Origin of the sequence: Streptomyces sp. NPDC058284, assembly GCF_042881135.1 — a bacterium.
In the GTDB taxonomy this organism is placed as follows: Bacteria; Actinomycetota; Actinomycetes; order Streptomycetales; family Streptomycetaceae; genus Streptomyces.
Genome location: NZ_JBHVYE010000021.1, coordinates 56,963 through 78,394, shown reverse-complemented (window position 1 = coordinate 78,394; position 21,432 = coordinate 56,963). Strand labels below are relative to the sequence as shown.

Sequence of the window (21,432 nt, the reverse complement as noted above, 5' to 3'; positions counted from 1 at the left end):
GGTGGTGTCGGCGGGCTGGGTTACGTTCGACGGGTGAACGAGACCGAGACCACGCCCCCGGCCGACGCGCCCGACGCCCCCGGCACCCCTGACACCGCCGTCGGCCGCGTCATCCTGCTGACCACCAGCCACCGTGTCGCGCCCGGACTCCTGTCCTGGCCCGCCTGGCAGGCGCTGCACGGCGCGGACGAGGTGCTGTGCGCCGACGCGGACCACCCCCAGCTGCCGTACCTGCGCGAGGCCGGTGTGCGCGTCGAGCAGGCGGCGCCCGGTGCGCAGGAGCTGGTGGACGCCTGCGCAGGCGGTCGCACGGTCCTGGTCGTCGCCGCCGACGACGGCGAGTCCGCGCTGACGGACGGCCTGGCCCGGCTCGCGGGCTCGGGCCGCGTCGCCATGCCGGACCTGGAGCTCCTCCCCGCCTCGTACGACCTGCCGGGCGCCCGCCTGCTCGACCTCGTCCAGGTGATGGACCGGATCCGCGAGGAGTGCCCCTGGACCTCGCAGCAGACCCACAAGGGCCTGGCGAAGTACGCGCTGGAGGAGGCGTACGAGCTGGTCGAGGCGATCGAGGAGGGCGACAGGGAGGAACTGCGCGAGGAGCTCGGCGACGTGCTGCTCCAGGTCGTCTTCCACGCGCGGATCGCCGAGGAGGGCTCCGGCGAGCCGGGTGAGGAGCCGTTCTCCATCGACGACGTGGCGGCAGGCATCGTCGAGAAGCTCATCCACCGCCACCCGCACGTCTTCGGCGACGACACGGCGCTGACCCCGGAGGACGTCAAGGCGCACTGGCTGCGCACGAAGGCGCAGGAGAAGCGGCGCACCTCGGTCACCGAGGGCATCCCGCTCGGCCAGCCCGGCCTGGCCTTGGCCGCGAAGCTGGCATCGCGTGTACGCACGGCGGGACTTGAGGTCGACGTGCCCACCGGGGACGGCGTCGGATACGAGCTGCTCGCCCTGGCCCTGCGGGCCGAGTCCGAGGGCGTCGACCCGGAGACCGCCCTCCGCGCTGCCGCACGCGCCTACCGGGACGCGGTGCGGGCGGCGGAGGGGGCGGGCGCTTAGTACGGTTGCCCCCTCAAGCGGTACGAGGGCGTGGGGGCTTGTGTGGCAGCGGAGTCGGAGGTACTGGCCGCCGAGGCGGCCGACGTCCTCGTGGCGGCGATGCAGGGGGACGAGGACCGCTGGGAGACGACCCGGGACGCGTTCGTGATGTTCTTCCGGCACTCGCGTGTCGTGGGGGCCGACACCGACCTCGACGTCGACAGGATGCGCGCGAAGAGGCAGACCGTGGACCCGGAACGGCTGCGGGCGGCCTGGGCCGGGGTCGTGCTCCATTGCCTGCGGACCGGCGGGCGGGTGCGGGAGGGCCGCCTGCGGCTCGTCATGGCCTCCCTGGACCTCGACTCCGGCCGTGCCCTGCCCCCGGCGGCCGGCGCCGAGCCCGGCACGGCCGACGCCACCGGGCACGTCGAGATCGACTACGCGCCCCCCGCCTGGTACACCCGGGCCACGAGCGCGGAGGACTCCGACGCACCGGCCGAACCCGCCGCGCGGAACTCCGTCACCGGCGGCGCGCAGAGCGCCGTCGTGCAGGCCGGCTCCATCCAGTCCCTCACCGTCAACGCGCCGCCCGCCCCGCCCACGCCCCCGCACACCGCCCCCGCCGACAGCTGGCCCCGCGTCGACCAGCTGCGCCGCCTGGGCCTCGGCGTGCGCCCCACCCGCCGCTTCACCTGGGTGAAGGCCCTGCCTCCCTACGTCGCACGGGACTGCGACGCGGAGCTGTCCGTCCTCCTGCGGCAGGCCGCGCACCACGGCGGCCTCGTCATCGTCACAGGCGCGCCCCTGTCCGGAAAGACCTCCACGGCGTGGGCGGCCCTGCGGGCGAGCGTGCCGGAGGACTCCCGGGTCTTCGTCGCGGGCGGCGGAACGGACCTGCGCGACCTGCCCGACCAGCTCCGGGGCCGCGACGCCACGGGCACCCACATCGTGTGGCTCGACGACCTCGACGGCCACCTCGCGGAGCCCGGCACCCCCGGTGTCCTCGCCCAGCTCACCCACGACCGCGTCCTGGTCCTGGCGACGATGCGGGACGAGGCGTACGACAGACATCGCTTCGGACAGCATCCGGGCGCCCGCGTGCTGAGCGTCGCGCAGACGGTCGAGGTCGCCGCCGAGTGGAGCGAGGCGGAGCTGGCGCGGCTCGCGACGGTCGACGACCCGCGCTTCACGGACGCCGTCCGGTGGCGCGGGGACCTGGGCATCACGGAGTTCCTCGCACTCGGCCCCGACCTGTGGGAGGAGTGGCGCAGGGCGCGGCGCGCGGGCGGGCGGCTGCTCGGACACCTCCTGGTGCGCGCCGCGATCGACCTCGCGCGGTGCGGGCTCACCCGGGGCGTCACGCCCAAGCTGCTGAGGCAGATCAGGCAGGAGTACGAGCCGGTGGCGGCCGACACGGCCGGGGAACCCTTCGAGGAGGCGCTCGCCTGGGCCACCGCGCCCCGGCACGGCGTGACCGGCCTGCTCGTACCGGGGGAGTGGCCCGGCACCTGGCGGGCGTACGGCTCGCTGGTCGCGGACGCGGCCCGCTCGGACCCGGCGGTGCCGGACCGCGTGTGGACCCGCGCGTACGAGGAGCTGGAGCCGCACGACCCGGCCGAGCTGGAGGGCCTGGTGGCCGCCTTCCGCGCGGCCCTGACGCCCCGCGCCGAGGGCGGGGACGCCCACGTCATGACGTGGCTCGGCCAGCTGGCCCAGGACGAGGGGGAGACGGAGAGCGCCGAGCACTGGTTCCGGGAGGCCGCGGCCCGCGGGAACACCCGCGCCGCCGGCCGCCTCGGCCACCTCCTCGCCACCCGCGTCGCGTACCCGGAAGCGGTCCCCCACCTGACGGCCGCCGCCGACGCGGGCGAGGCCGGGGCGGCCGCCCTCCTCGGCCAGGTCCACCAGCACCTGGCCGTCCACTACTTCCGCATCGCCGCGGCCGACGGCGACGAGGCGGCGGCCCACCGCCTCAAGGGCCTGCTGCGCCCGACCGGACGGGAACCGGATCCGCCCTAGGGATACCGTCGACCGCATGCACGACCAGCCGCCCCCGCAGCCCGAACTCTTCACCTGGGAGTTCGCCACCGACCCCTACCCGGCGTACGCCTGGCTGCGCGAGAACTCTCCCGTGCACCGCACCACGCTCCCCAGCGGGGTCGAGGCGTGGCTCGTCACCCGGTACGCGGACGCGCGCGACGCCCTCGCCGACCAGCGGCTCAGCAAGAATCCGGCGCATCACGACGAGCCCGCGCACGCCAAGGGCAAGACCGGCATCCCCGGTGAGCGCAAGGCCGAGCTGATGACGCATCTGCTCAACATCGACCCGCCGGACCACACCCGGCTGCGCCGGCTCGTCGCGAAGGCGTTCACGCCGCGCCGCGTGGCCGAGTTCGCGCCCCGCGTGCAGGAGCTGACGGACCGGCTCATCGACTCGATCGTCGCCGAGCACGGTGCGGGGCGGGGCGGCACCGACCTCATCCACGAGTTCGCCTTCCCCCTGCCCATCTACGCCATCTGCGACCTGCTCGGCGTCCCCCGCGAGGACCAGGACGACTTCCGCGACTGGGCGGGCATGATGATCCGCCACGGCGGCGGGCCCCGGGGCGGCGTGGCCCGCTCGGTGAAGAAGATGCGCGGCTACCTCGCCGAGCTCATCCACAGGAAGCGCCTCGACCCGGGCGACGACCTCATCTCCGGTCTCATCAAGGCCTCCGACCACGGCGAGCACCTCACCGAGAACGAGGCCGCCGCCATGGCCTTCATCCTTCTCTTCGCCGGCTTCGAGACCACCGTCAACCTCATCGGCAACGGCCTGTACGCGCTCCTCACCCACCCCGAACAGCGCGAGCGGCTGCAGCGGGCGCTGGCGGATGGCGACACCGGGCTCCTGGAGACCGGTGTCGAGGAACTGCTCCGCTTCGACGGGCCCGTGGAGCTCGCCACCTGGCGGTTCGCGACCGAGGCGCTCACCATCGGCGGCGAGGACATCGCCGCGGGCGACCCCGTCCTCGTGGTGCTCGCCGCCGCGGACCGCGACCCGGCCCGCTTCGACCGGCCCGACACCCTCGACCTTTCGCGCAGTGATAACCAACACCTCGGATACGGGCACGGAATCCACTACTGTCTCGGCGCCCCGCTGGCCCGCCTGGAGGGCAGGACCGCCCTCGCGACGCTGCTCAGACGCCTTCCCGACCTGCAACTCGCGGTGGAACCCGCCGATTTGCGGTGGCGTGGCGGGCTCATCATGCGGGGACTGCGCACGCTGCCGGTGGAGTTCACAGACGCACAGCGGTGACGGCCCGGCTGACGGGCCGTCAGGACTGTGATGTTCACGTGATCTCCGCTGCATCGACTTGTGACAAGCGTTCGACTGCGGCTACGTTCACGACGACTTGGGCGCCCCCGGGCGCCCCAGCCGTTCGCTGCAGTCTCCTGAAAGGCAACCGCATGCTCTCCGGTCAAGGTCGTCACCGACGCCCCCGCCAGGCCCCGGCTCTCATCGTCGCGGCAGGCGTCACCGGATCAGCCATCGCCATCCCGCTGCTCGCCGCCACCAGCGCGAGCGCCGCCTCCACCGACACGTGGGACAAGCTCGCCCAGTGCGAGAGCGGCGGCGCGTGGAGCGCGAACCCCGGCAACGGCTATTACGGAGGGCTCCAGCTCTCCCAGGAGACCTGGGAGAGCCACGGCGGCCTCGCCTACGCGCCCAGCGCCGACCAGGCCTCCAAGTCCCAGCAGATAGCCGTCGCCGAGAACGTCCTCGACGCGAAGGGCACCGCCGCCTGGCCGAGCTGCGCCCCGATCGCCGGACTCACCGACGGCGGCGCCGCGGCCGACGTCGACCCGGGCGCCCCCATCGAGCAGGAGCCGTCCGGCTCGTCGGACTCCTCGGACTCCAAGGGCTCCAAGGCTCCCAAGGATTCGGCGGACGCCAAGGGGTCCAAGGACTCCGAGAAGAAGGACGAACGGTCCGACGAGCCCTCGGACCCGGCGGGTTCGGCGGACGCGGCGGATTCGGACGACCCCTCCGACGACGCGAGCGACACGCCCGGGACCGACGCCGACGCGCGAGAGAAGAATCACGACGAGTCCGGCGAAAAGGACGACAAGGGCGGTAAGGCCGGTACGGACGCCGATCCCGGCAAGGGCGGGGCGGACGAGGAGGACGGCGAGGGCGGCCCGGACGGCTCGGGCAAGTCCGGCGGTGAGGGCGGCACTTCGCCCGGCTCCGAGGACGCGACGGCCCCCTCGGAGGGCTCCGACGGCTCCTCCGGCCGCCACCGCGGCGACCGCGCGGACGAGAGCGAGAGCGCCGGCGGCCGTCCCGGACGGCACGCCTCGCGCGGCGAGGAGCGCACCGGCGCGGTCGCCGACGGGACGTACACGGTGCGTTCGGGGGACAACCTCTCGCGCATCGCGGACGACCTCGACGTGAAGGGCGGTTGGCACGAGCTCTACACCGAGAACAAGAAGACCGTCGGCACCGACCCGGACCTCATTCTTCCCGGTCAGAGCCTCGATCTGGGCGAAAAGTAACGGTAGTTGACGAAGAGTCGGCCGGGGCCTTCGCGTCGTATGCCCGGTTTGGCGTAAGTGAGACATGGGTCTCAGAAGCCGTGATCGTCTTTGAAATTGTGTGGAAGACGTGATTACCGTCGTCACCGCTCGCCACTGGTGAGCCCCGCCGGTCGGTACGCCGAATCCTGCCAACGGCCGGACGGGAACAGTCGTCGCTTCGAGCGCCGTGGGCAGGAGCGGGGGAACCAAGGTTTGCGCCGGTTCCGTCCGTCGAGCGGCTGAGCAGCCATCAGGCTGCGCCGCGGGACGGACGGGAACGGCTAGGGGTGGAGTCGCGCTCAAGGAGGGCGACCGGGCAACCACATCGGCCCGAACCCGACAGCTCACCTCGCAGGCGTCGGTGTAGGGGATCAACTCATGCTGCTTTCCGGCAAGGGCAAGCACCGTCGCCCGTCCAAGGCCACCCGTGTCGCCACGCTCGTCGGCGTGACCGGCGCCGCTGTCGCCGCCCCGCTGATGGCGGCCGGTTCGGCCAACGCCGCCACCGGCCAGGAGTGGGACGCCGTCGCCCAGTGCGAGTCCGGCGGTAACTGGTCCATCAACACCGGCAACGGTTACCAGGGTGGTCTGCAGTTCTCGCCCTCCACCTGGGCCGCGTACGGCGGTACGAAGTACGCGCCGACCGCCGACAAGGCCTCCAAGGCCCAGCAGATCGAAATCGCCGAGAAGGTCCTCGCGAGCCAGGGCAAGGGCGCCTGGCCGTCCTGCGGCGTCGGCCTCTCGGGCGCCTCGCCCAGCAGTGGCGGCGGCTCGCAGACGCAGGCCCCGCAGCAGCAGCGCCAGCAGAAGCCGCAGCCGCAGACGCAGCAGCAGGCTGCGCCCAAGCAGCAGGCGGCTCCGCAGCAGCAGGCCGCTCCGAAGCCGCAGCCCGCGCCGCAGACCGAGTCCAAGAAGACCGTCGAGACCCCGACCGGCAAGACGGTCAAGAAGGGTGACGGCGAGTACAAGGTCAAGACGGGCGACACCCTGTCCAAGATCGCCGAGTCGCACCACGTCAAGGGCGGCTGGCAGAAGGTCTACAAGCTGAACGGCGACATCATCAGCGACGCCGACTTCATCTACCCGGGCCAGCAGCTGCACCTCAGCTAGTCGCTGCGGCCCCACCCGGCCGTGCTTCGGCGGACGCACGGCCGCCCCGTCCCCACGGGCTCCCCGCCCCGGTGCGCGTATCCCCCGTACGCACCGGGGCGGGGCCATGTCCGCCGCCGGAAACGTCCCCGGACGCGTCGCGGCCGACGACTCCGGGTTCGCCGCGTGTTCGCTACTAGCGAGTAGAAACGTGGTCCTCCGTCCTGCTTCCCGGGGATTTGGCCTCTTGTCCGTCCCACGGGACGGGCGGTCGGCTGGCTGAAGGCCCGGAGCCGGTTAGGCTCAGGAGACGCAGGGCCGAAGCGGCTCGCGTAAACGCGTCACATCCCAGAAGGAGATGCTCGTGCCGTCCATCGACGTCGTCGTAGCCCGGGAAATCCTGGACTCCCGAGGCAACCCCACGGTCGAGGTCGAGGTCGGCCTCGACGACGGCAGCACCGGTCGTGCCGCCGTCCCGTCCGGTGCCTCCACCGGTGCCTTCGAGGCCATCGAACTCCGTGACGGTGACCCCAACCGTTACCAGGGCAAGGGCGTCGAGAAGGCCGTCCTCGCCGTCATCGAGCAGATCGGCCCGGAGCTGGTCGGCTACGACGCCACCGAGCAGCGCCTGATCGACCAGGCCATGTTCGACCTGGACGCCACCGACAACAAGGGCTCGCTCGGCGCCAACGCCATCCTCGGCGTCTCGCTCGCCGTCGCGCACGCCGCCTCCGAGGCCAGCGACCTGCCGCTGTTCCGCTACCTCGGCGGCCCGAACGCGCACCTGCTGCCCGTCCCGATGATGAACATCCTGAACGGCGGGTCGCACGCCGACTCGAACGTCGACATCCAGGAGTTCATGATCGCGCCGATCGGCGCCGAGTCGTTCTCCGAGGCCCTGCGCTGGGGCACCGAGGTCTACCACACCCTCAAGAAGGTGCTGAAGGAGAAGGGCCTCTCCACCGGCCTCGGCGACGAGGGCGGCTTCGCCCCGAACCTCGACTCCAACCGCGCCGCGCTCGACCTCATCCTCGAGGCCATCAAGCAGGCCGGTTACGTCCCCGGTGAGCAGGTCGCGCTCGCCCTCGACGTCGCCGCGTCCGAGTTCTACAAGGACGGCTCCTACGAGTTCGAGGGCAAGTCCCGCTCGGCCGCCGAGATGACCGAGTACTACGCGGAGCTCGTCGCCTCCTACCCGCTGGTCTCCATCGAGGACCCGCTGTTCGAGGACGACTGGGCCGGCTGGAACACCATCACCGAGCAGCTCGGCGACAAGGTGCAGCTCGTCGGCGACGACCTGTTCGTCACCAACCCCGAGCGCCTGGCCCGCGGCATCGAGGAGAACTCGGCCAACGCCCTGCTCGTCAAGGTCAACCAGATCGGCTCGCTGACCGAGACGCTGGACGCCGTCGAGATGGCCCAGCGCAGCGGCTTCAAGTGCATGATGTCGCACCGCTCCGGCGAGACCGAGGACGTCACCATCGCCGACCTGGCCGTCGCCACCAACTGCGGCCAGATCAAGACCGGCGCCCCGGCCCGCTCCGAGCGCGTCGCCAAGTACAACCAGCTCCTGCGCATCGAGGAGATCCTCGACGACGCCGCGGTCTACGCCGGACGCAGCGCGTTCCCGCGCTTCCGCTCCGCGGAGTAGCAGGCCCCGCGCAGCCGAAGCATGGCCCGAGCAGCTCTCGTAGCCACGTAGTTACCTACGTCCCCGCACCCGGTCCCGTACCGTGTGCGGGGACGTACGTACGTATAGGCGCTGCTTCTGGGGAGACCGCACCATGGCCAAGGCCGGGACCAAGGACCGGTTCTCCACCGCGACCCGGCTCCGGCTGCTCGGGGAGCAGACCGCCGAGCGCGTCTACCGCTCCCAGACCAAGCGCCAGGCCCGCCGCTCCCGGCTCACCGGCCGCGCCGCCCTCCTCGCGCTCGTGCTCTGCTCGCTGGTCGTCGCGCTCGCGTACCCGATGCGGCAGTACGTCTCGCAGCGCGCCGAGATCGACGATCTGCGCCGGCAGCAGGCCGAGCACCAGGCGGACGTCGAGAAGCTGCGCGACGAGAAGGCCCGCTGGCAGGACGACGCGTACGCGGAGCAGCGCATCCGGGACCGCCTGCACTACGTGATGCCCGGCGAGACCGGTTTCACGGTGATCGACCCCGCGGCGGCGAAGAGCCGGCGCGCGGACCAGGGGGCGGCAGCGCGGCCCTGGTACTCGAACGTCTGGGACGGCGTCGACAAGGCCGACCGCCCCGACGACTGACCCCCGCGACTGACCCACGGACTATCGAAAGACAGGCATGGAAACGCCCCCGCCGACCACCGAACGCACCGAGCCGACCGACGCCGACGTCGAGGCCTTCAAGCAGCAGCTCGGCCGCCCGCCGCGCGGCCTGCGGGCCATCGCGCACCGCTGCCCCTGCGGGCAGCCGGACGTCGTCGAGACGGCGCCGCGCCTCCCGGACGGCACGCCGTTCCCGACGACGTACTACCTGACGTGCCCGCGGGCGGCTTCCGCGATCGGCACGCTGGAGGCCAACGGCGTGATGAAGGAGATGTCGGAGCGGCTCACGACGGACCCGGAGCTGGCCGCCGCGTACCGCGCCGCGCACGAGGACTACATCGCGCGCCGCGACGCCATCGAGGTCCTTGAGGGCTTCCCGAGCGCGGGCGGCATGCCGGACCGCGTGAAGTGCCTGCACGTCCTGGTCGGCCACTCGCTGGCCGCGGGCCCCGGCGTGAACCCGCTGGGCGACGAGGCCATCGCGATGCTGCCCGAGTGGTGGGCGAAGGGCCCGTGCGTGACGCCGTGCGTGGCCCCCGAGGAGGAGACCGCATGACCAGGGTCGCCGCCATCGACTGCGGCACGAACTCGATCCGCCTTCTCGTCGCGGACGCCGACCCGGCCACCGGCGAGCTGGTCGACCTCGACCGCCGGATGCAGATCGTGCGCCTCGGCCAGGGCGTGGACAGGACCGGCCGCCTCGCCCCCGAGGCGCTGGAGCGCACCTTCGCGGCCTGCCGCGAGTACGCCGCCGTCATCAAGGAGCACGGCGCCGAACGCGTCCGCTTCGTCGCCACCTCCGCGTCGCGCGACGCCGAGAACCGCGACGAGTTCGCCCAGGGCGTCCTGGACATCCTTGGCGTCGAGCCCGAGGTCATCAGCGGCGATGAGGAGGCGGAGTTCTCCTTCACCGGCGCGACCAAGGAGCTGACGGGCCGCGACGACCTCGCCACGCCCTACCTGGTGGTGGACATCGGCGGCGGCTCCACGGAGTTCGTGGTCGGCACCGACTCCGTCCTGGCGGCCCGCTCGGTCGACGTCGGCTGCGTCCGGATGACCGAGCGCCACCTCGTACGCGACGGCGCCGTCACCGACCCGCCGGCCCCCGAGCAGCTCGACGCGATCCGCGCCGACATCGAGGCGGCACTCGACCTCGCCGAGAGCACGGTCCCCCTCAAGGAGGCCCGCACGCTGGTGGGCCTGGCGGGCTCGGTGACGACCGTGGCCGCGATCGCGCTGGGCCTCGACACGTACGACTCGCAGGCGATCCACCACTCCCGGATCCCCTACGACCAGGTCAAGCAGATCGTGCACCGCCTGACCCACGCCACGCACGACGAGCGCGCCGCGATCCCGGTGATGCACGCGGGCCGCGTCGACGTCATCGCCGCGGGCTCCCTCGTCCTGCTCGCGATCATGGACAGGGTGGGCGCGCGGGAGGTCGTGGTCAGCGAGCACGACATTCTCGACGGCATCGGCTGGTCCATCGCCTGAGGGGGTTCTTGCCCGGGTATGCGGCGGCCCCGGCGCCTCTGGCGGTGCCGGGGTGCCGGGGCGCTCGGCCTTTCGCGCTGGACGTTCACCCGACGGTGGGTACAAGGGCGAATCGGGCCCAGGAGCGCCGCCAGCCTCGATCCATGACCGAGGCTGTCGTCAGCGGAGACGTTCACCACCGAGCTTGCCCCGATGGGCAACGCCTCACCTGGACGTAGCCACGACCTGAGGACCCCACGCCGCCCGCGCCCGGTCGCCGTTCCCTCGTGGCGGACGGGCGTGGCTCCTCCGTGCGGCCGACTGGCCGGCGCTTCCCGAGTGGCCGCGGGAGACCGACGCGGACATTTTCGAGGCGATCGAGCACGCCGTCGCCTGACGGCTCGACCGGTGCTCAGGTGTGCGCCTGAGCAGGACCTGTACCGTCTGAGCGGTCGCCAGAGGGGTCCAGAGGCGCTCCGGCGACACTCCGTCGGGAAAGTTCGTGAAGTTCTTCACAAGGAAAACGGCCCTGTTGGGCGAGGTTCAGGGGCGATGGGCGCCCGAGCGGGGCTCCAGGGGGCTCCGGAGCGCGTGGCCGGACGGCTTCGCGGGTGGGGACCGGGCGGGGCGCCGGGCGTTGGTCCAGTCCGGGCCGGAGCCTCGGAGCGCAGCTCACAAGGGGTGGACAACGACTCGCGAGGCGACGTGGTTCCCTCGCGACGCCATGACCTCCGTCACGTGGGCGGCGAAGTGTAGCAGAGGGTCTGTGCATGCTTGTGAAGGGGCGCACGAGCGACCCCCGTCCGGCGGGTGGATACTCGATGGCATGAGCACCACGGAGCGTCCCAGGATCCTCGTAGTAGGCGGTGGGTACGTAGGCCTGTACGCAGCTCGGCGCATTCTCAAGAAGATGCGCTTCGGAGAGGCGACCGTCACGGTCGTCGACCCCCGGTCGTACATGACCTACCAGCCTTTCCTCCCCGAAGCCGCCGCAGGCAGCATCTCGCCTCGGCATGTCGTCGTACCGCTGCGACGCGTACTGCCGAGGGCCGAGGTCCTCACCGGCCGGGTCACCACCATCGACCAGGACCGCAAGGTGGCCACGATCGCGCCGCTCGTCGGCGAGGCGTACGAGCTGCCCTTCGACTACCTCGTCATCGCGATGGGCGCGGTCTCCCGCACCTTCCCGATCCCCGGCCTCGCCGAGCAGGGCATCGGCATGAAGGGCATCGAGGAGGCCATCGGCCTGCGCAACCACGTCCTCGAGCAGCTGGACAAGGCCGACTCCACGACGGACGAGGAGGTCCGCCGCAAGGCGTTGACCTTCGTCTTCGTCGGCGGTGGCTTCGCGGGTGCGGAGACCATCGGTGAGGTCGAGGACATGGCCCGCGACGCGGCCAAGTACTACAACAACGTGAAGCGCGAGGACATGCGCTTCGTGCTGGTCGACGTCGCCGACAAGATCCTCCCCGAGGTCGGCCCGAAGCTCGGTGCCTACGGCAAGGAGCACCTCGAGGGCCGCGGCGTCGAGGTCTACCTGAAGACCGGCATGGACTCCTGCGTGGACGGCCACGTGGTCCTCAACAACGGCCTTGAGGTCGACTCCAACACGATCGTGTGGACCGCGGGCGTCAAGCCGAACCCGGCGCTGTCCCGCTTCGGTCTGCCGCTCGGCCCGCGCGGCCACGTGGACACCCAGACGACGCTCCAGGTGCAGGGCACGGACTACATCTGGGCCGCGGGCGACAACGCCCAGGTGCCGGACGTGGTCGGCCGCAAGGCCGGCAACGAGAACGCCTGGTGCCCGCCGAACGCCCAGCACGCGCTGCGCCAGGCCAAGGTCCTCGGCGACAACGTGATCTCCGGCATGCGGGGCTTCCCGCAGAAGGAGTACAGCCACGCCAACAAGGGTGCGGTCGCCGGTCTCGGCCTGCACAAGGGCGTCGCGATGATCGTCATGGGCAAGATGAAGATCAAGCTCAAGGGCCGTCTCGCCTGGTACATGCACCGCGCGTACCACGGCATGGCGATGCCGACGTTCAACCGCAAGATCCGCGTCTTCGCGGACTGGACGCTCGGCATGTTCCTCAAGCGCGAGGTCGTCTCGCTCGGCGCCATGGAGACGCCGCGCGAGGAGTTCTACGAGGCGGCCAAGCCCGCCCCGAAGCCGCAGGCCGCGGCCGAGCCCGCCCCGGCGGTCAAGGCCGAGGAGAAGGCCAAGGCCTCCTGACCCCGCGTCGCTGATCCACCCCGAAGGGGGCCGCCCGCCATCCGTGGTGCGGGCGGCCCCCTTCGGCGTACCCGGAGGAAGAGGGCCGCACCCGCGACCGGAGCCGAGGGCCGGAGGCAGGTAGATGGGATGGGCATCTATTTTGCCGTACCGTGACGCCGCAACGGGACTGCGCCCGGGGGCCTTTGGTGTTTACGTGGTGTTGGACCGTCCCCGGGACCCGCCTGCCCGAACTCCGACTCCGTCGGGGCGAAGGAGGCCCATTCGGAGGTGTGCGTCATGCAGGACGCCGCACTGCGGCTGAAGAATCTCGCCGAGCAGCTCATCGGAGCCCCGCTGCCCGTGCGTATCCGCGCCTGGGACGGGTCGGAGGCGGGCCCGCCGGGCGCCCCCGTCCTCGTCGTGCGGAGCCGCCGGGCCCTGAGACATCTGCTCTGGAAGCCGGGCGAGCTGGGCCTGGCCCGCGCCTGGGTGGCCGGCGACCTGGACGTCGACGGCGATCTGTACGCGGCCCTCGACCTGATGGCGGAGTTCATCTGGGAGCGGGGCGACGACGCCAGGGGCCTGCGGGAGTCGCTGCGCGATCCGAAGGTCCGCGCCGCCGCCCGCTCCCTGTTCGCCCTCTCCGCGCCCTTCCTGCCGCCGTCCCCGCCGCCCGAGGAGATGCGCAGGCACGGCAGGCTCCACCGGCACACCAAGGGCAGCGACCGGCAGGCCATCAGCCACCACTACGACGTCGGCAACGACTTCTACGAGCTGGTCCTCGGCCCCTCGATGGTCTACTCCTGCGCGTACTGGGAGTCGCCCGAGAGCACCTTGGAGGGCGCCCAGCGCGACAAGCTCGAACTCGTGGCGCGCAAGCTCGCCCTCAAGCCCGGCATGCGCCTGCTCGACGTCGGCTGCGGCTGGGGCTCCATGGCGATCCACGCGGCCCGCGAGCACGGCGTCAGTGTCGTCGGCGTGACCCTCTCGCAGGAGCAGGCCGCCTACGCCAGGAAGCGGATCGCCGAGGAGGGCCTCACCGACCGCATCGAGATCCGCGTCCAGGACTACCGCGACGTGCGCGACGGGCCCTACGACGCCATCAGCTCCATCGGCATGGCCGAACACGTCGGCGCCGAGCGCTATCTGGAGTACGCGCACGACCTGTACGCCCTCCTCAAGCCCGGCGGACGCCTGCTCAACCACCAGATCGCACGGCGCCCGCAGGCCGACGAATCGGCGTACAGCGTGGACGAGTTCATCGACGCGTACGTCTTCCCCGACGGGGAGCTGGCGCCCGTGGGCAGCACGGTCGCGCTCCTGGAGCGGGCCGGTTTCGAGGTCCGCGACCTGGAGGCCATCCGCGAGCACTACGCCCTCACGCTGCGCCGCTGGGTCGCGAACCTGGAGGCGCACTGGGCCGAGGGCCAGCGCCTCACCTCACCGGGCCGCGCCCGCATCTGGCGCCTCTACATGGCCGCCTCAGCCCTGGCCTTCGAACGCAACCGCATCGGCGTGAACCAGGTCCTTGCGGTGAAGACCCCGGAGGAGGGGGCTTCGGGAATGCCCTTGCGGGCCAGGGACTGGCGGTGAGATCCAGCCTGTCCGGCGTTTGAGGACGAGCCGCGAAGCGGCGTTCTCGCCGGACGCGCCGAAGGGCCCCGGGCAAGGAATCTCGCCCGGGGCCCTTCAACCGGTCCCCCCTAGCGGGAGCGCTACTCGCTCTTGATGGCCATCAGCGGATTCAGCCGCGCCGCGCTGCGGGCCGGCCACATCGCCGCGAGGACGCCGACCAGGGCCGCGAGGGCCAGGAAGAGCGCGATGCGGGCGTACGGGACCTCCATGGCGTACGTCGTCATCGAGTCGCGGATGCTGGTGCCCACGGCCCAGCCCATGAAGACGCCGAGACCGATGCCGAGCACCGCGCCGAACAGGGAGATGATGACCGCTTCGAGGCGCACCATCTGCTTGACCTTCGCGCGGTCGAGGCCGATGGCCCGGAGCATCCCGATCTCGTGCTTCCGCTCGAAGACCGACATGGCCAGGGTGTTGATGACGCCGAGCACCGCGATGAGGATGGCCATCGCCAGGAGGCCGTACAGCATGTTGAGGATCATGTTGATGGCGCCCGCGACCTGGTTGCTGATCGCGTCCTTGTCCTGGACGGTGATGGCGGGGTTGTCGCCCAGGGCGTCGATGATGGCGTCCTCGGCCTTGTCGGAGGTGCCGTCCTTCATCTTCACCAGCACCTGCTTGTCGACGACCTTGTCGAGGTGCGGGTCGACGACGGAGGTGGGCGCGAAGACGCCGCTGAGCATCTCGTTGCCCTCGTAGACCCCGGCGACCTTCAGCTTGACCGTCTTGTGGTCGTCGTCGAACTTCAGCGGGAAGGTGTCGCCCGCCTTCAGGCCCTTGTCCTTGGCGGTGTCCTCGTCGATGAGCGCGCCGCCGGCCGCGAGGCCGTCCACCGAGCCGCTGGTGAAGTCCACACCGATCAGCTTGCCGAAGGTCTTCGGGTCGACGCCGGAGACGGTGGACCAGCTGCCGTCGGCCTCGCCGTACGCGGTGCGCAGCGGCGTGGTCGCCTCGACCTCGGGGATCTTGTCCAGCTTCCCGCGGACCTCGGGGGTCAGCGGCTCGAAGTTCGCCATGGAGACGCTGTAGTCGGCCTTCATGGAACCGGCCGCCATCTTGTTGATGGCGCTGCTCATGGAGGTCGCGATGACCGTCATCGCCGTGATGAGGGTGAGACCGATCATCAGGGCGGCGGCGGTGGAGGCGGTGCGGCGCGGGTTGCGGACGGAGTTGAGGCGGGACAGCTTCCCGGTGACGCCGAACGCCTTCAGAAGCGGCGCGGAGGCGGCGATGAACGGGCGGGACAGCAGCGGGGTGAGGACGATGACGCCGACGAGGATGACGCCCGCGCCCCCAGCCATCACGTAGTTGTCGTCGTTGAAGAACAGCACCATGCCGAGGGCGACGATGACCGAACCGATGGTGTTGCGGATGACCAGGCCGCGCGTCGTCGGCGTCGCGTGGACGCTGTTCATGGCGGCGACCGGCGGGATCCTGGCGGCGCGGCGGCCCGGCAGCCAGGCGGCCAGCATGGTGACGACCACACCGATCAGGAGCGCGGCGAGCACGGTCGTCGGGCCGATGACGAGGGGGCCGTCGGGCAGCGAGGCGCCGCCGGAGTTCATCAGGGCCTGAAGGCCCACGGCCACGCCGATGCCGAGCGCGAAGCCCGCGACGGCGGCGACCAGGCCCACGAGGAACGCCTCGATGAGTACGGAGCGCGTCACCTGGCGGCGCGAGGCGCCGACGGCCCGCATCAGGGCCAGTTCCTTGGTGCGCTGGGCGACCAGCATGGTGAAGGTGTTGGCGATGATGAAGATGCCGACGAAGAGCGCGATGCCGGCGAAGATCAGCAGGACCTGGCTCATCGAGCTGGTCCCGCGCTCGATCATGTCGTCCTGCTGCGACTTGAGCTCGCCGCCCGTCATCAGCGAGGAGTCCTTTGGCGAGATCTTCTCGACCGCGCTCTTCAGGGCCGCCTCGGAGGTGCCGGCGGCCGCCTTCACGTCGATCTCGTCGTAACCGGACTTGTTGAGCGCCTTGAACGCGGTCTTGTTGTCGAAGACCACCATGCTGCCGCCCGCGACCACGCTGCCGTCGTCGGTGTCGAAGACGCCGCTGACCTTGGCGGTACGCACCGGTCCGTCGGTGGAGTAGCGGACGCTGTCGCCCACTGTGAAGCCGGTGCGCTCGGCGGTCCTGCTGTCCAGGGCGATCTCGCCGCCGGACTTCGGGGCGGCGCCCGCGGTGAAGGCGTAGCGCGGGTCCTTGCCGTCCTTGCCCGGGTAGTAGTTGGTGCCGGTGGTGCCCCACTCGCCGCCGACCAGCTTGCCGTCCTTGTCGGCGAGGGCGGTGAAGCCGGAGACGGACCCGATGGCGGAGTCCGCGCCGGGCAGCTCCCGGGTCTTCTTGAGGAGGGAGTCGGTGAGCCTGGAGCGCTGCTTGCCGCCTTCGTCCGAGGAGCTGCCTTCGTCCGAGGAGCTGCCGTCGGACTGGACGGCCACGGAGACGTGGTCGAAGCTCTTCGCCGACTTGTTCTTGTAGGCGTTGCCGAAGGTGTCGGTGAAGACCAGGGTGCCGGAGACGAAGGCGACGCCGAGCATGACGGCGAGCACGGTCATCAGCAGCCGCGCTTTGTGCGCCATTACGTTGCGCAGGGCGGTACGGAACATGGGTGTGAGTCCTGGGTCAAGTGAGAGGGGGGAGCCCCGCAGGGGCCTCCCAGGGGCGCGGGGAACTGCGCGACAAGCCACGAAAGGCCCGCAGCCCCGACGGATGCCGGGCCTCGACGGCGGTGGGGGACCACCCGAGGCCGAGCCACGAACTAGCTGGTCCGACCCTTCGCGTCGAAGTGCTTCATCCGGTCGAGCACCCCGTCCGCCGTGGGACCGTGCATCTCGTCGACGACCCGCCCGTCCGCGAGGAAGATCACGCGGTCCGCGTACGAGGCGGCCACCGGGTCGTGGGTGACCATCACGACGGTCTGGCCGAGGTCGCGCACGGAGTTGCGCAGGAAGCCGAGGACCTCGGCGCCCGAGCGCGAGTCGAGGTTTCCGGTCGGCTCGTCACCGAAGATGATCTCCGGCTGGGAGGCGAGCGCGCGGGCCACGGCGACGCGCTGCTGCTGGCCGCCGGAGAGCTCGGTGGGCCGGTGGCTGAGGCGCCCGGAGAGGCCGACCATCTCGATGACCTGCTCGACCCACTGCTTGTTCGGCTTGCGGCCCGCGATGTCCATCGGCAGCGTGATGTTCTCCAGGGCCGTCAGGGTCGGCAGCAGATTGAACGCCTGGAAGATGAAGCCGATCTTGTCCCGGCGGAGCTTGGTGAGCTGCTTGTCCTTGAGCGTGGACAGCTCCGTGTCGCCTATGCGTACGGAACCGGAGCTGAAGGAGTCCAGACCCGCGACGCAGTGCATCAGGGTCGACTTGCCGGAGCCCGAGGGACCCATGATCGCGGTGAACTCGCCCTGCCCGAAGTCGACGGACACCCGGTCCAGGGCGACCACCTGGGTCTCGCCCTGTCCGTACACCTTGGAGAGATCCGTGGCACGCGCCGCCACGGAGGTGGCGCGGGTGGCGAAGGGGGTGGTGGTCACGGGGCGGTGCTCCTGTCGGTACGACGAGTGGGGACGTACTCCATCGTCCTGGCCGATCAGCGCCCTGAAGTCACCCGCTGATCCGGTTCCGGGGGCCCTCTCCAGTCGGACTTGAGGACGTCCTGTCATACCTGGGGATGACAGGTGTCCCTGATGCGGAAAGGGGGTGAAAGCGGGGACGGGAACGTCAGGGCGGCTAAATTCCGTCATTCCGTGCAGAGGCCCACGAGACCGGCCGGGGCCGGGGAAAGGCCTCCGGCAAGTACCGATGGACTGTGCCGAGGACTGATGCACCCTCAGACGTCAATAAAATAAGACAACATCGGTCCGTCCCTCCGCTGTTCGAGGGACGCCTCCCGATAGGGTCGAAGCCTCGACGCGGAGCCCATGGCCTGCCCGGATGGTGGAATGCAGACACGGCGAGCTTAAACCTCGCTGCCCCTCGGGGGCGTGCCGGTTCGAGTCCGGCTCCGGGCACTTCCGCTGCGTCAGTTCCCTTGCCGCGCAACCCCGTTGGCGGGTCTCCTAAAGCATCCGCACGCTGTTGAAGCGGGCCGCCGTGTGCAGATCGGCCTCGATCGCCGCCGCGGTCTCGCGCAGCGCGGGGAGCAGGACGTCGCGCGTCGCGGCCAGGGGGCCCGCGCCGGCGTGCTGCGCGACGTTCAGTGCCGCGACGACCCTTCCCCGCGCGTCCCGCACCGGCACGGCGACCGAGCGCAGGCCCTCCTCCAGCTCCTCGTCGGCGGTGGCGTGGCCCTCGGCGGCGACCCGGTCGAGGAGCCGGGCGAGCTCGCCGGGGTCCGTCAGGGTCCGCGCGGTGAGGGCGCGCGGCGGTGCGGCCCGCAGGAGCCGGGCGCGTTCCGCTTCCGGGAGCCCGGCGAGGAGGACCCGGCCCATGGCGGTGGCGTACGCGGGGAAGCGGGTGCCGACCGTGATGTGCACGCTCATGACCCGCACCGACGCCGCCCGCGCGACGTACAGGATGTCCGTCCCGTCCAGGACCGTGGCGGAAGCCGACTGGCGCACCCGGTCCGTCAGGTCGCGCAGATGCGGCTCGGCGAGCTCGGCGAAGGTGAGCCGGGACAGGGCGGCGTGGCCCAGCTCCAGGATGCGGGGGAGCGGGCGGTACAGGCGCCCGTCGTGGGCCGCGTACCCGGCCAGCTCCAGGGTGCGCAGACAGCGCCGCGCGGTGGCCCTCGGCAACCCCGTGGCCGCCGCGAGCGCGGTGAGCGGCAGCCCGTCGCCCCTGGCCTCGCCGAGGGCGCGGAGCACGGTGAGACCGCGGGCGAGAGACTGAAGGAACCCGGCGCCCAGGTCGGCCTTGGCGCCCAGGTCGGCCTTGGCGGCGAGGGTGGTGCTGGTGCTGGTGCTGGTGCTGGTGCTGGTGCTGGTGCTGGTGCTGGTGCTGGCGGTGGCAGTGGCAGTGGCGGTGGTGCTGGTGCTGGTGCTGGTGCTGGCGGTGGCAGTGCCCGCGCCCGCGCCCAGGTCCGCGCCCCCCGCCTCCCCCAGCACCGCCAGCCGCTCCGCCTCCGCGCGCAGTCGCGGCAGTACCGCGTCGGCGAGGCCCTCCGCCGTGTGTCTGCTGGTGTGGCTCACCGCCGAGAGGGCGTACCGGATCCGGCCCGAGGCGTCGCGCACCGGGACCGCCACCGCGATCAGCCCCGGCTCGATCAACTGGTCGTCCAGGGCCCAGCCCGTCTCGCGGGAGCGTGCCACCCGGGCGGCGAGATCCGGCAGGCCCCTCGGCGCGGGCCCCGGCGGCAGCGCGGGGAATGCGTCCTCCGCGGGCCCGGCCGCGGTGCGGGCCCGCCACGCCGCCCACCGCTCCTCGTCCCACGCGTCCGCGAACAGCGCGCCGGGCGCGCACCGCTCGGGCGGCAGCAGGTCGCCGATGCGGAAGGCGACCGACATCGCGCGGCGCCGCGCGGCCTGCGTCACGAAGCGCACCCCGTCGCCGTCGGGCACCGCGAGGGACACCGACTCGTCGAGCTCGTCCGCGAGCCGGGCGGTGCGCGCCGCGACCTCGCCGGTCAGGCCGCTGGCTGCGAGGTAGGCGTTGCCGAGCTCCATGAGGCGGGGGGCGAGATGGAGCTCCTGGCCGCGGACGCGGACGTAGCCGAGGCGCTCCAGCGTCGCCACGACCCGGTCGACCGTCGAGCGGGCCAGGCCCGTCGCGCGCACGAGGTCGCTCGCGCGCATTCGCCCGGGGCCCGGCGGCGCGAGGGCCCGCAACACGGTGAGACCGCGCTCCAGGGGACGTACGGACTCTTCGGACACGGCGCCACTCCTCGCATCAGGTGCCGCACGACCGTTGACAGCGCGGAGTCGCGGCCCGAGACTCCCGGCAGCACATTATGAACGAAAGTTCACCAGGCGAACAAGGGTAGAGGGGATCGGGCGAGTGATGCGCACCACCGTCGGGATCATCGGAGCCGGACCGGCCGGGCTGCTCCTCGCCCGCCTGCTGCACAACGCCGGCATCGACTCCGTCGTCCTGGAGAGCCGCGACCGCGCCTACGTGGAACAGCGCCAGCGCGCCGGGATCCTGGAGCAAGGCACCGTCGACATCCTGCGCGAGGCGGGAGCGGCGGCCCGCATGGACCGCGAGGGCCTGGCGCACAACGGCATGGAGCTGCGCTTCGACCGGCGCAGGCACCGCGTCGACTTCCCGGCGCTGACCGGCGGCAAATCCGTCATGGTCTACGCGCAGACCGAGGTCTGCAAGGACCTGATCGCCCTTCAGCTGGACGACGGCGGGCCGCTGCTCTTCGGGGCGGAGGCGCTGGAGGTGACGGGCGCCGACACCGGGAGCCCGCGCGTGCGCTACCGGCACGAGGGGCGCGAGCAGACCCTGGCATGCGACTACGTGGTGGGCTGCGACGGCCACTGGGGCGTGGCCCGCCGCGCCGTGCCCGAAGGGCTCTCCAGGACCTTCGAGCGCACGTACCCCTACGGCTGGCTCGGCATCCTCGCCGACGTACCGCCCTCCCACGACGAGCTGGTCTACGCCCGCCACGACCGCGGTTTCGCCCTCCTCTCCATGCGCTCGCCGACCGTCACGCGCGCGTACTTGCAGGTTCCGGGCGACACGGTGGCGACGGACTGGACCCACGACCGGATCTGGGACGAGCTCGACCGCCGCCTGGAGACCGACGACCCGGCCTGGACGCTGCGGCGCGGGCCCGTGACCGCCGTCTCCGTCACGCCCATGCGCAGCTACGTCCACGAACCCATGCGGCACGGCAGGCTCTTCCTCGCCGGGGACGCCGCGCACATCGTCCCGCCGACCGGCGCGAAGGGCCTGAACCTCGCGGTCGGCGACGTCGTCACGTTCGCCCGCGCGCTGATCCGGTACCGCGACAGGGGCGACCCGAGCCGCCTCGACGCGTACTCCGAGACCTGCCTGCGCCGCGTCTGGCAGGCCGAGCGCTTCTCCTGCGCGATGACGTCGCTGCTCCACCGCGCCCCCGACGCCACCCCCTTCGACGACCGCCTCAAGATCGCGGGCCTCGACCGGATCACCACCGCGCGCTCCGCAGAGACCGACCTCGCGGAGGCCTACACCGGCTTCCCCCTGGACCACTGAGAACCGCGCCCGCACC

At 71.7% G+C, this 21,432-nt stretch carries 15 protein-coding genes, 1 tRNA gene and 1 riboswitch; of the genes, 13 read left to right on the top strand and 3 right to left on the bottom strand.

The annotated features are described in order from the left end of the window. The first annotated feature begins 33 nt into the window (after positions 1–33). The 11 genes from ACFVYR_RS26590 (at position 34) to ACFVYR_RS26540 (ending at position 14,253) form a co-directional block, all read left to right on the top strand. On the top strand, positions 34–1,062 hold the full coding sequence (locus ACFVYR_RS26590; protein WP_384255493.1) for a nucleoside triphosphate pyrophosphohydrolase: 1,029 nt from the start codon (positions 34–36) through the stop codon (positions 1,060–1,062). Positions 1,063–1,104: 42 nt separating this feature from the next. Next, on the top strand, positions 1,105–3,060 hold the full coding sequence (locus ACFVYR_RS26585; protein WP_384255495.1) for a sel1 repeat family protein: 1,956 nt from the start codon (positions 1,105–1,107) through the stop codon (positions 3,058–3,060). A 16-nt stretch (positions 3,061–3,076) separates the two neighbouring features. Further along, positions 3,077–4,339, top strand: coding sequence for a cytochrome P450 (locus ACFVYR_RS26580; RefSeq protein WP_384255497.1), 1,263 nt, complete (start codon positions 3,077–3,079; stop codon positions 4,337–4,339). A gap of 152 nt (positions 4,340–4,491) precedes the next feature. After that, a complete protein-coding gene (locus ACFVYR_RS26575) occupies positions 4,492–5,580 on the top strand; it encodes a transglycosylase family protein (RefSeq protein WP_384255500.1) in 1,089 nt (362 codons plus the stop codon). A 194-nt stretch (positions 5,581–5,774) separates the two neighbouring features. After that, positions 5,775–5,975: riboswitch (cyclic di-AMP (ydaO/yuaA leader) on the top strand. Between the two features lie 4 nt (positions 5,976–5,979). After that, positions 5,980–6,711, top strand: coding sequence for a transglycosylase family protein (locus ACFVYR_RS26570; protein WP_384255502.1), 732 nt, complete (start codon positions 5,980–5,982; stop codon positions 6,709–6,711). A 343-nt stretch (positions 6,712–7,054) separates the two neighbouring features. Next, on the top strand, positions 7,055–8,341 hold the full coding sequence (gene eno, locus ACFVYR_RS26565) for a phosphopyruvate hydratase (RefSeq protein ID WP_384255504.1): 1,287 nt from the start codon (positions 7,055–7,057) through the stop codon (positions 8,339–8,341). 133 nt (positions 8,342–8,474) lie between these two features. Next, positions 8,475–8,954: a septum formation initiator family protein gene (locus ACFVYR_RS26560; protein WP_384255507.1), complete on the top strand. Its 480-nt coding sequence runs from the start codon at positions 8,475–8,477 to the stop codon at positions 8,952–8,954. Positions 8,955–8,991: 37 nt separating this feature from the next. Beyond that, a complete protein-coding gene (locus ACFVYR_RS26555; RefSeq protein WP_384255509.1) occupies positions 8,992–9,531 on the top strand; it encodes a DUF501 domain-containing protein in 540 nt (179 codons plus the stop codon). Next, positions 9,528–10,469, top strand: coding sequence for an exopolyphosphatase (locus ACFVYR_RS26550; RefSeq protein WP_384255511.1), 942 nt, complete (start codon positions 9,528–9,530; stop codon positions 10,467–10,469). Before ACFVYR_RS26555 ends, ACFVYR_RS26550 begins: the two co-directional genes overlap by 4 nt. A gap of 805 nt (positions 10,470–11,274) precedes the next feature. Then, positions 11,275–12,678 (top strand): NAD(P)/FAD-dependent oxidoreductase, encoded by a 1,404-nt coding sequence (locus ACFVYR_RS26545; protein ID WP_384255514.1) that lies wholly within the window; start codon positions 11,275–11,277, stop codon positions 12,676–12,678. 279 nt (positions 12,679–12,957) lie between these two features. Then, positions 12,958–14,253, top strand: coding sequence for a class I SAM-dependent methyltransferase (locus ACFVYR_RS26540; protein ID WP_384255516.1), 1,296 nt, complete (start codon positions 12,958–12,960; stop codon positions 14,251–14,253). A gap of 122 nt (positions 14,254–14,375) precedes the next feature. Here ACFVYR_RS26540 and ACFVYR_RS26535 read toward each other — a convergent pair whose 3' ends face one another. Next, entirely contained in the window at positions 14,376–16,907 is a 2,532-nt protein-coding gene (locus ACFVYR_RS26535) for an ABC transporter permease (protein ID WP_384255519.1), read from the bottom strand. Between the two features lie 152 nt (positions 16,908–17,059). Beyond that, entirely contained in the window at positions 17,060–17,830 is a 771-nt protein-coding gene (locus ACFVYR_RS26530) for an ABC transporter ATP-binding protein (RefSeq protein WP_384255521.1), read from the bottom strand. A gap of 394 nt (positions 17,831–18,224) precedes the next feature. Here ACFVYR_RS26530 and ACFVYR_RS26525 point away from each other — a divergent pair. Continuing rightward, positions 18,225–18,307 (top strand) — tRNA-Leu (locus tag ACFVYR_RS26525). Positions 18,308–18,355: 48 nt separating this feature from the next. On the opposite strand, the gene ACFVYR_RS26520 is transcribed toward ACFVYR_RS26525, so the two are convergent. Then, positions 18,356–20,107, bottom strand: a complete 1,752-nt coding sequence (locus tag ACFVYR_RS26520; protein WP_384255524.1) for an IclR family transcriptional regulator C-terminal domain-containing protein — start codon at positions 20,105–20,107, stop codon at positions 18,356–18,358. 127 nt (positions 20,108–20,234) lie between these two features. On the opposite strand from ACFVYR_RS26520, the gene ACFVYR_RS26515 reads away from it, so the two are divergent. After that, positions 20,235–21,416, top strand: a complete 1,182-nt coding sequence (locus ACFVYR_RS26515; RefSeq protein WP_384255526.1) for a 4-hydroxybenzoate 3-monooxygenase — start codon at positions 20,235–20,237, stop codon at positions 21,414–21,416. The last annotated feature ends 16 nt before the right edge of the window (positions 21,417–21,432 follow it).

What these genes read in the sequence shown, in the direction of transcription:
- ACFVYR_RS26580 (WP_384255497.1), top strand. Translation starts at nt 3,077, where the DNA reads ATGCACGACCAGCCGCCCCCGCAGCCCGAACTCTTCACCTGGGAGTTC.
- ACFVYR_RS26575 (WP_384255500.1), top strand. Translation starts at nt 4,492, where the DNA reads ATGCTCTCCGGTCAAGGTCGTCACCGACGCCCCCGCCAGGCCCCGGCT.
- ACFVYR_RS26570 (WP_384255502.1), top strand. Translation starts at nt 5,980, where the DNA reads ATGCTGCTTTCCGGCAAGGGCAAGCACCGTCGCCCGTCCAAGGCCACC.
- ACFVYR_RS26560 (WP_384255507.1), top strand. Translation starts at nt 8,475, where the DNA reads ATGGCCAAGGCCGGGACCAAGGACCGGTTCTCCACCGCGACCCGGCTC.
- ACFVYR_RS26555 (WP_384255509.1), top strand. Translation starts at nt 8,992, where the DNA reads ATGGAAACGCCCCCGCCGACCACCGAACGCACCGAGCCGACCGACGCC.
- ACFVYR_RS26550 (WP_384255511.1), top strand. Translation starts at nt 9,528, where the DNA reads ATGACCAGGGTCGCCGCCATCGACTGCGGCACGAACTCGATCCGCCTT.
- ACFVYR_RS26545 (WP_384255514.1), top strand. Translation starts at nt 11,275, where the DNA reads ATGAGCACCACGGAGCGTCCCAGGATCCTCGTAGTAGGCGGTGGGTAC.
- ACFVYR_RS26540 (WP_384255516.1), top strand. Translation starts at nt 12,958, where the DNA reads ATGCAGGACGCCGCACTGCGGCTGAAGAATCTCGCCGAGCAGCTCATC.
- ACFVYR_RS26535 (WP_384255519.1), bottom strand. Translation starts at nt 16,907, where the DNA reads ATGTTCCGTACCGCCCTGCGCAACGTAATGGCGCACAAAGCGCGGCTG.
- ACFVYR_RS26515 (WP_384255526.1), top strand. Translation starts at nt 20,235, where the DNA reads ATGCGCACCACCGTCGGGATCATCGGAGCCGGACCGGCCGGGCTGCTC.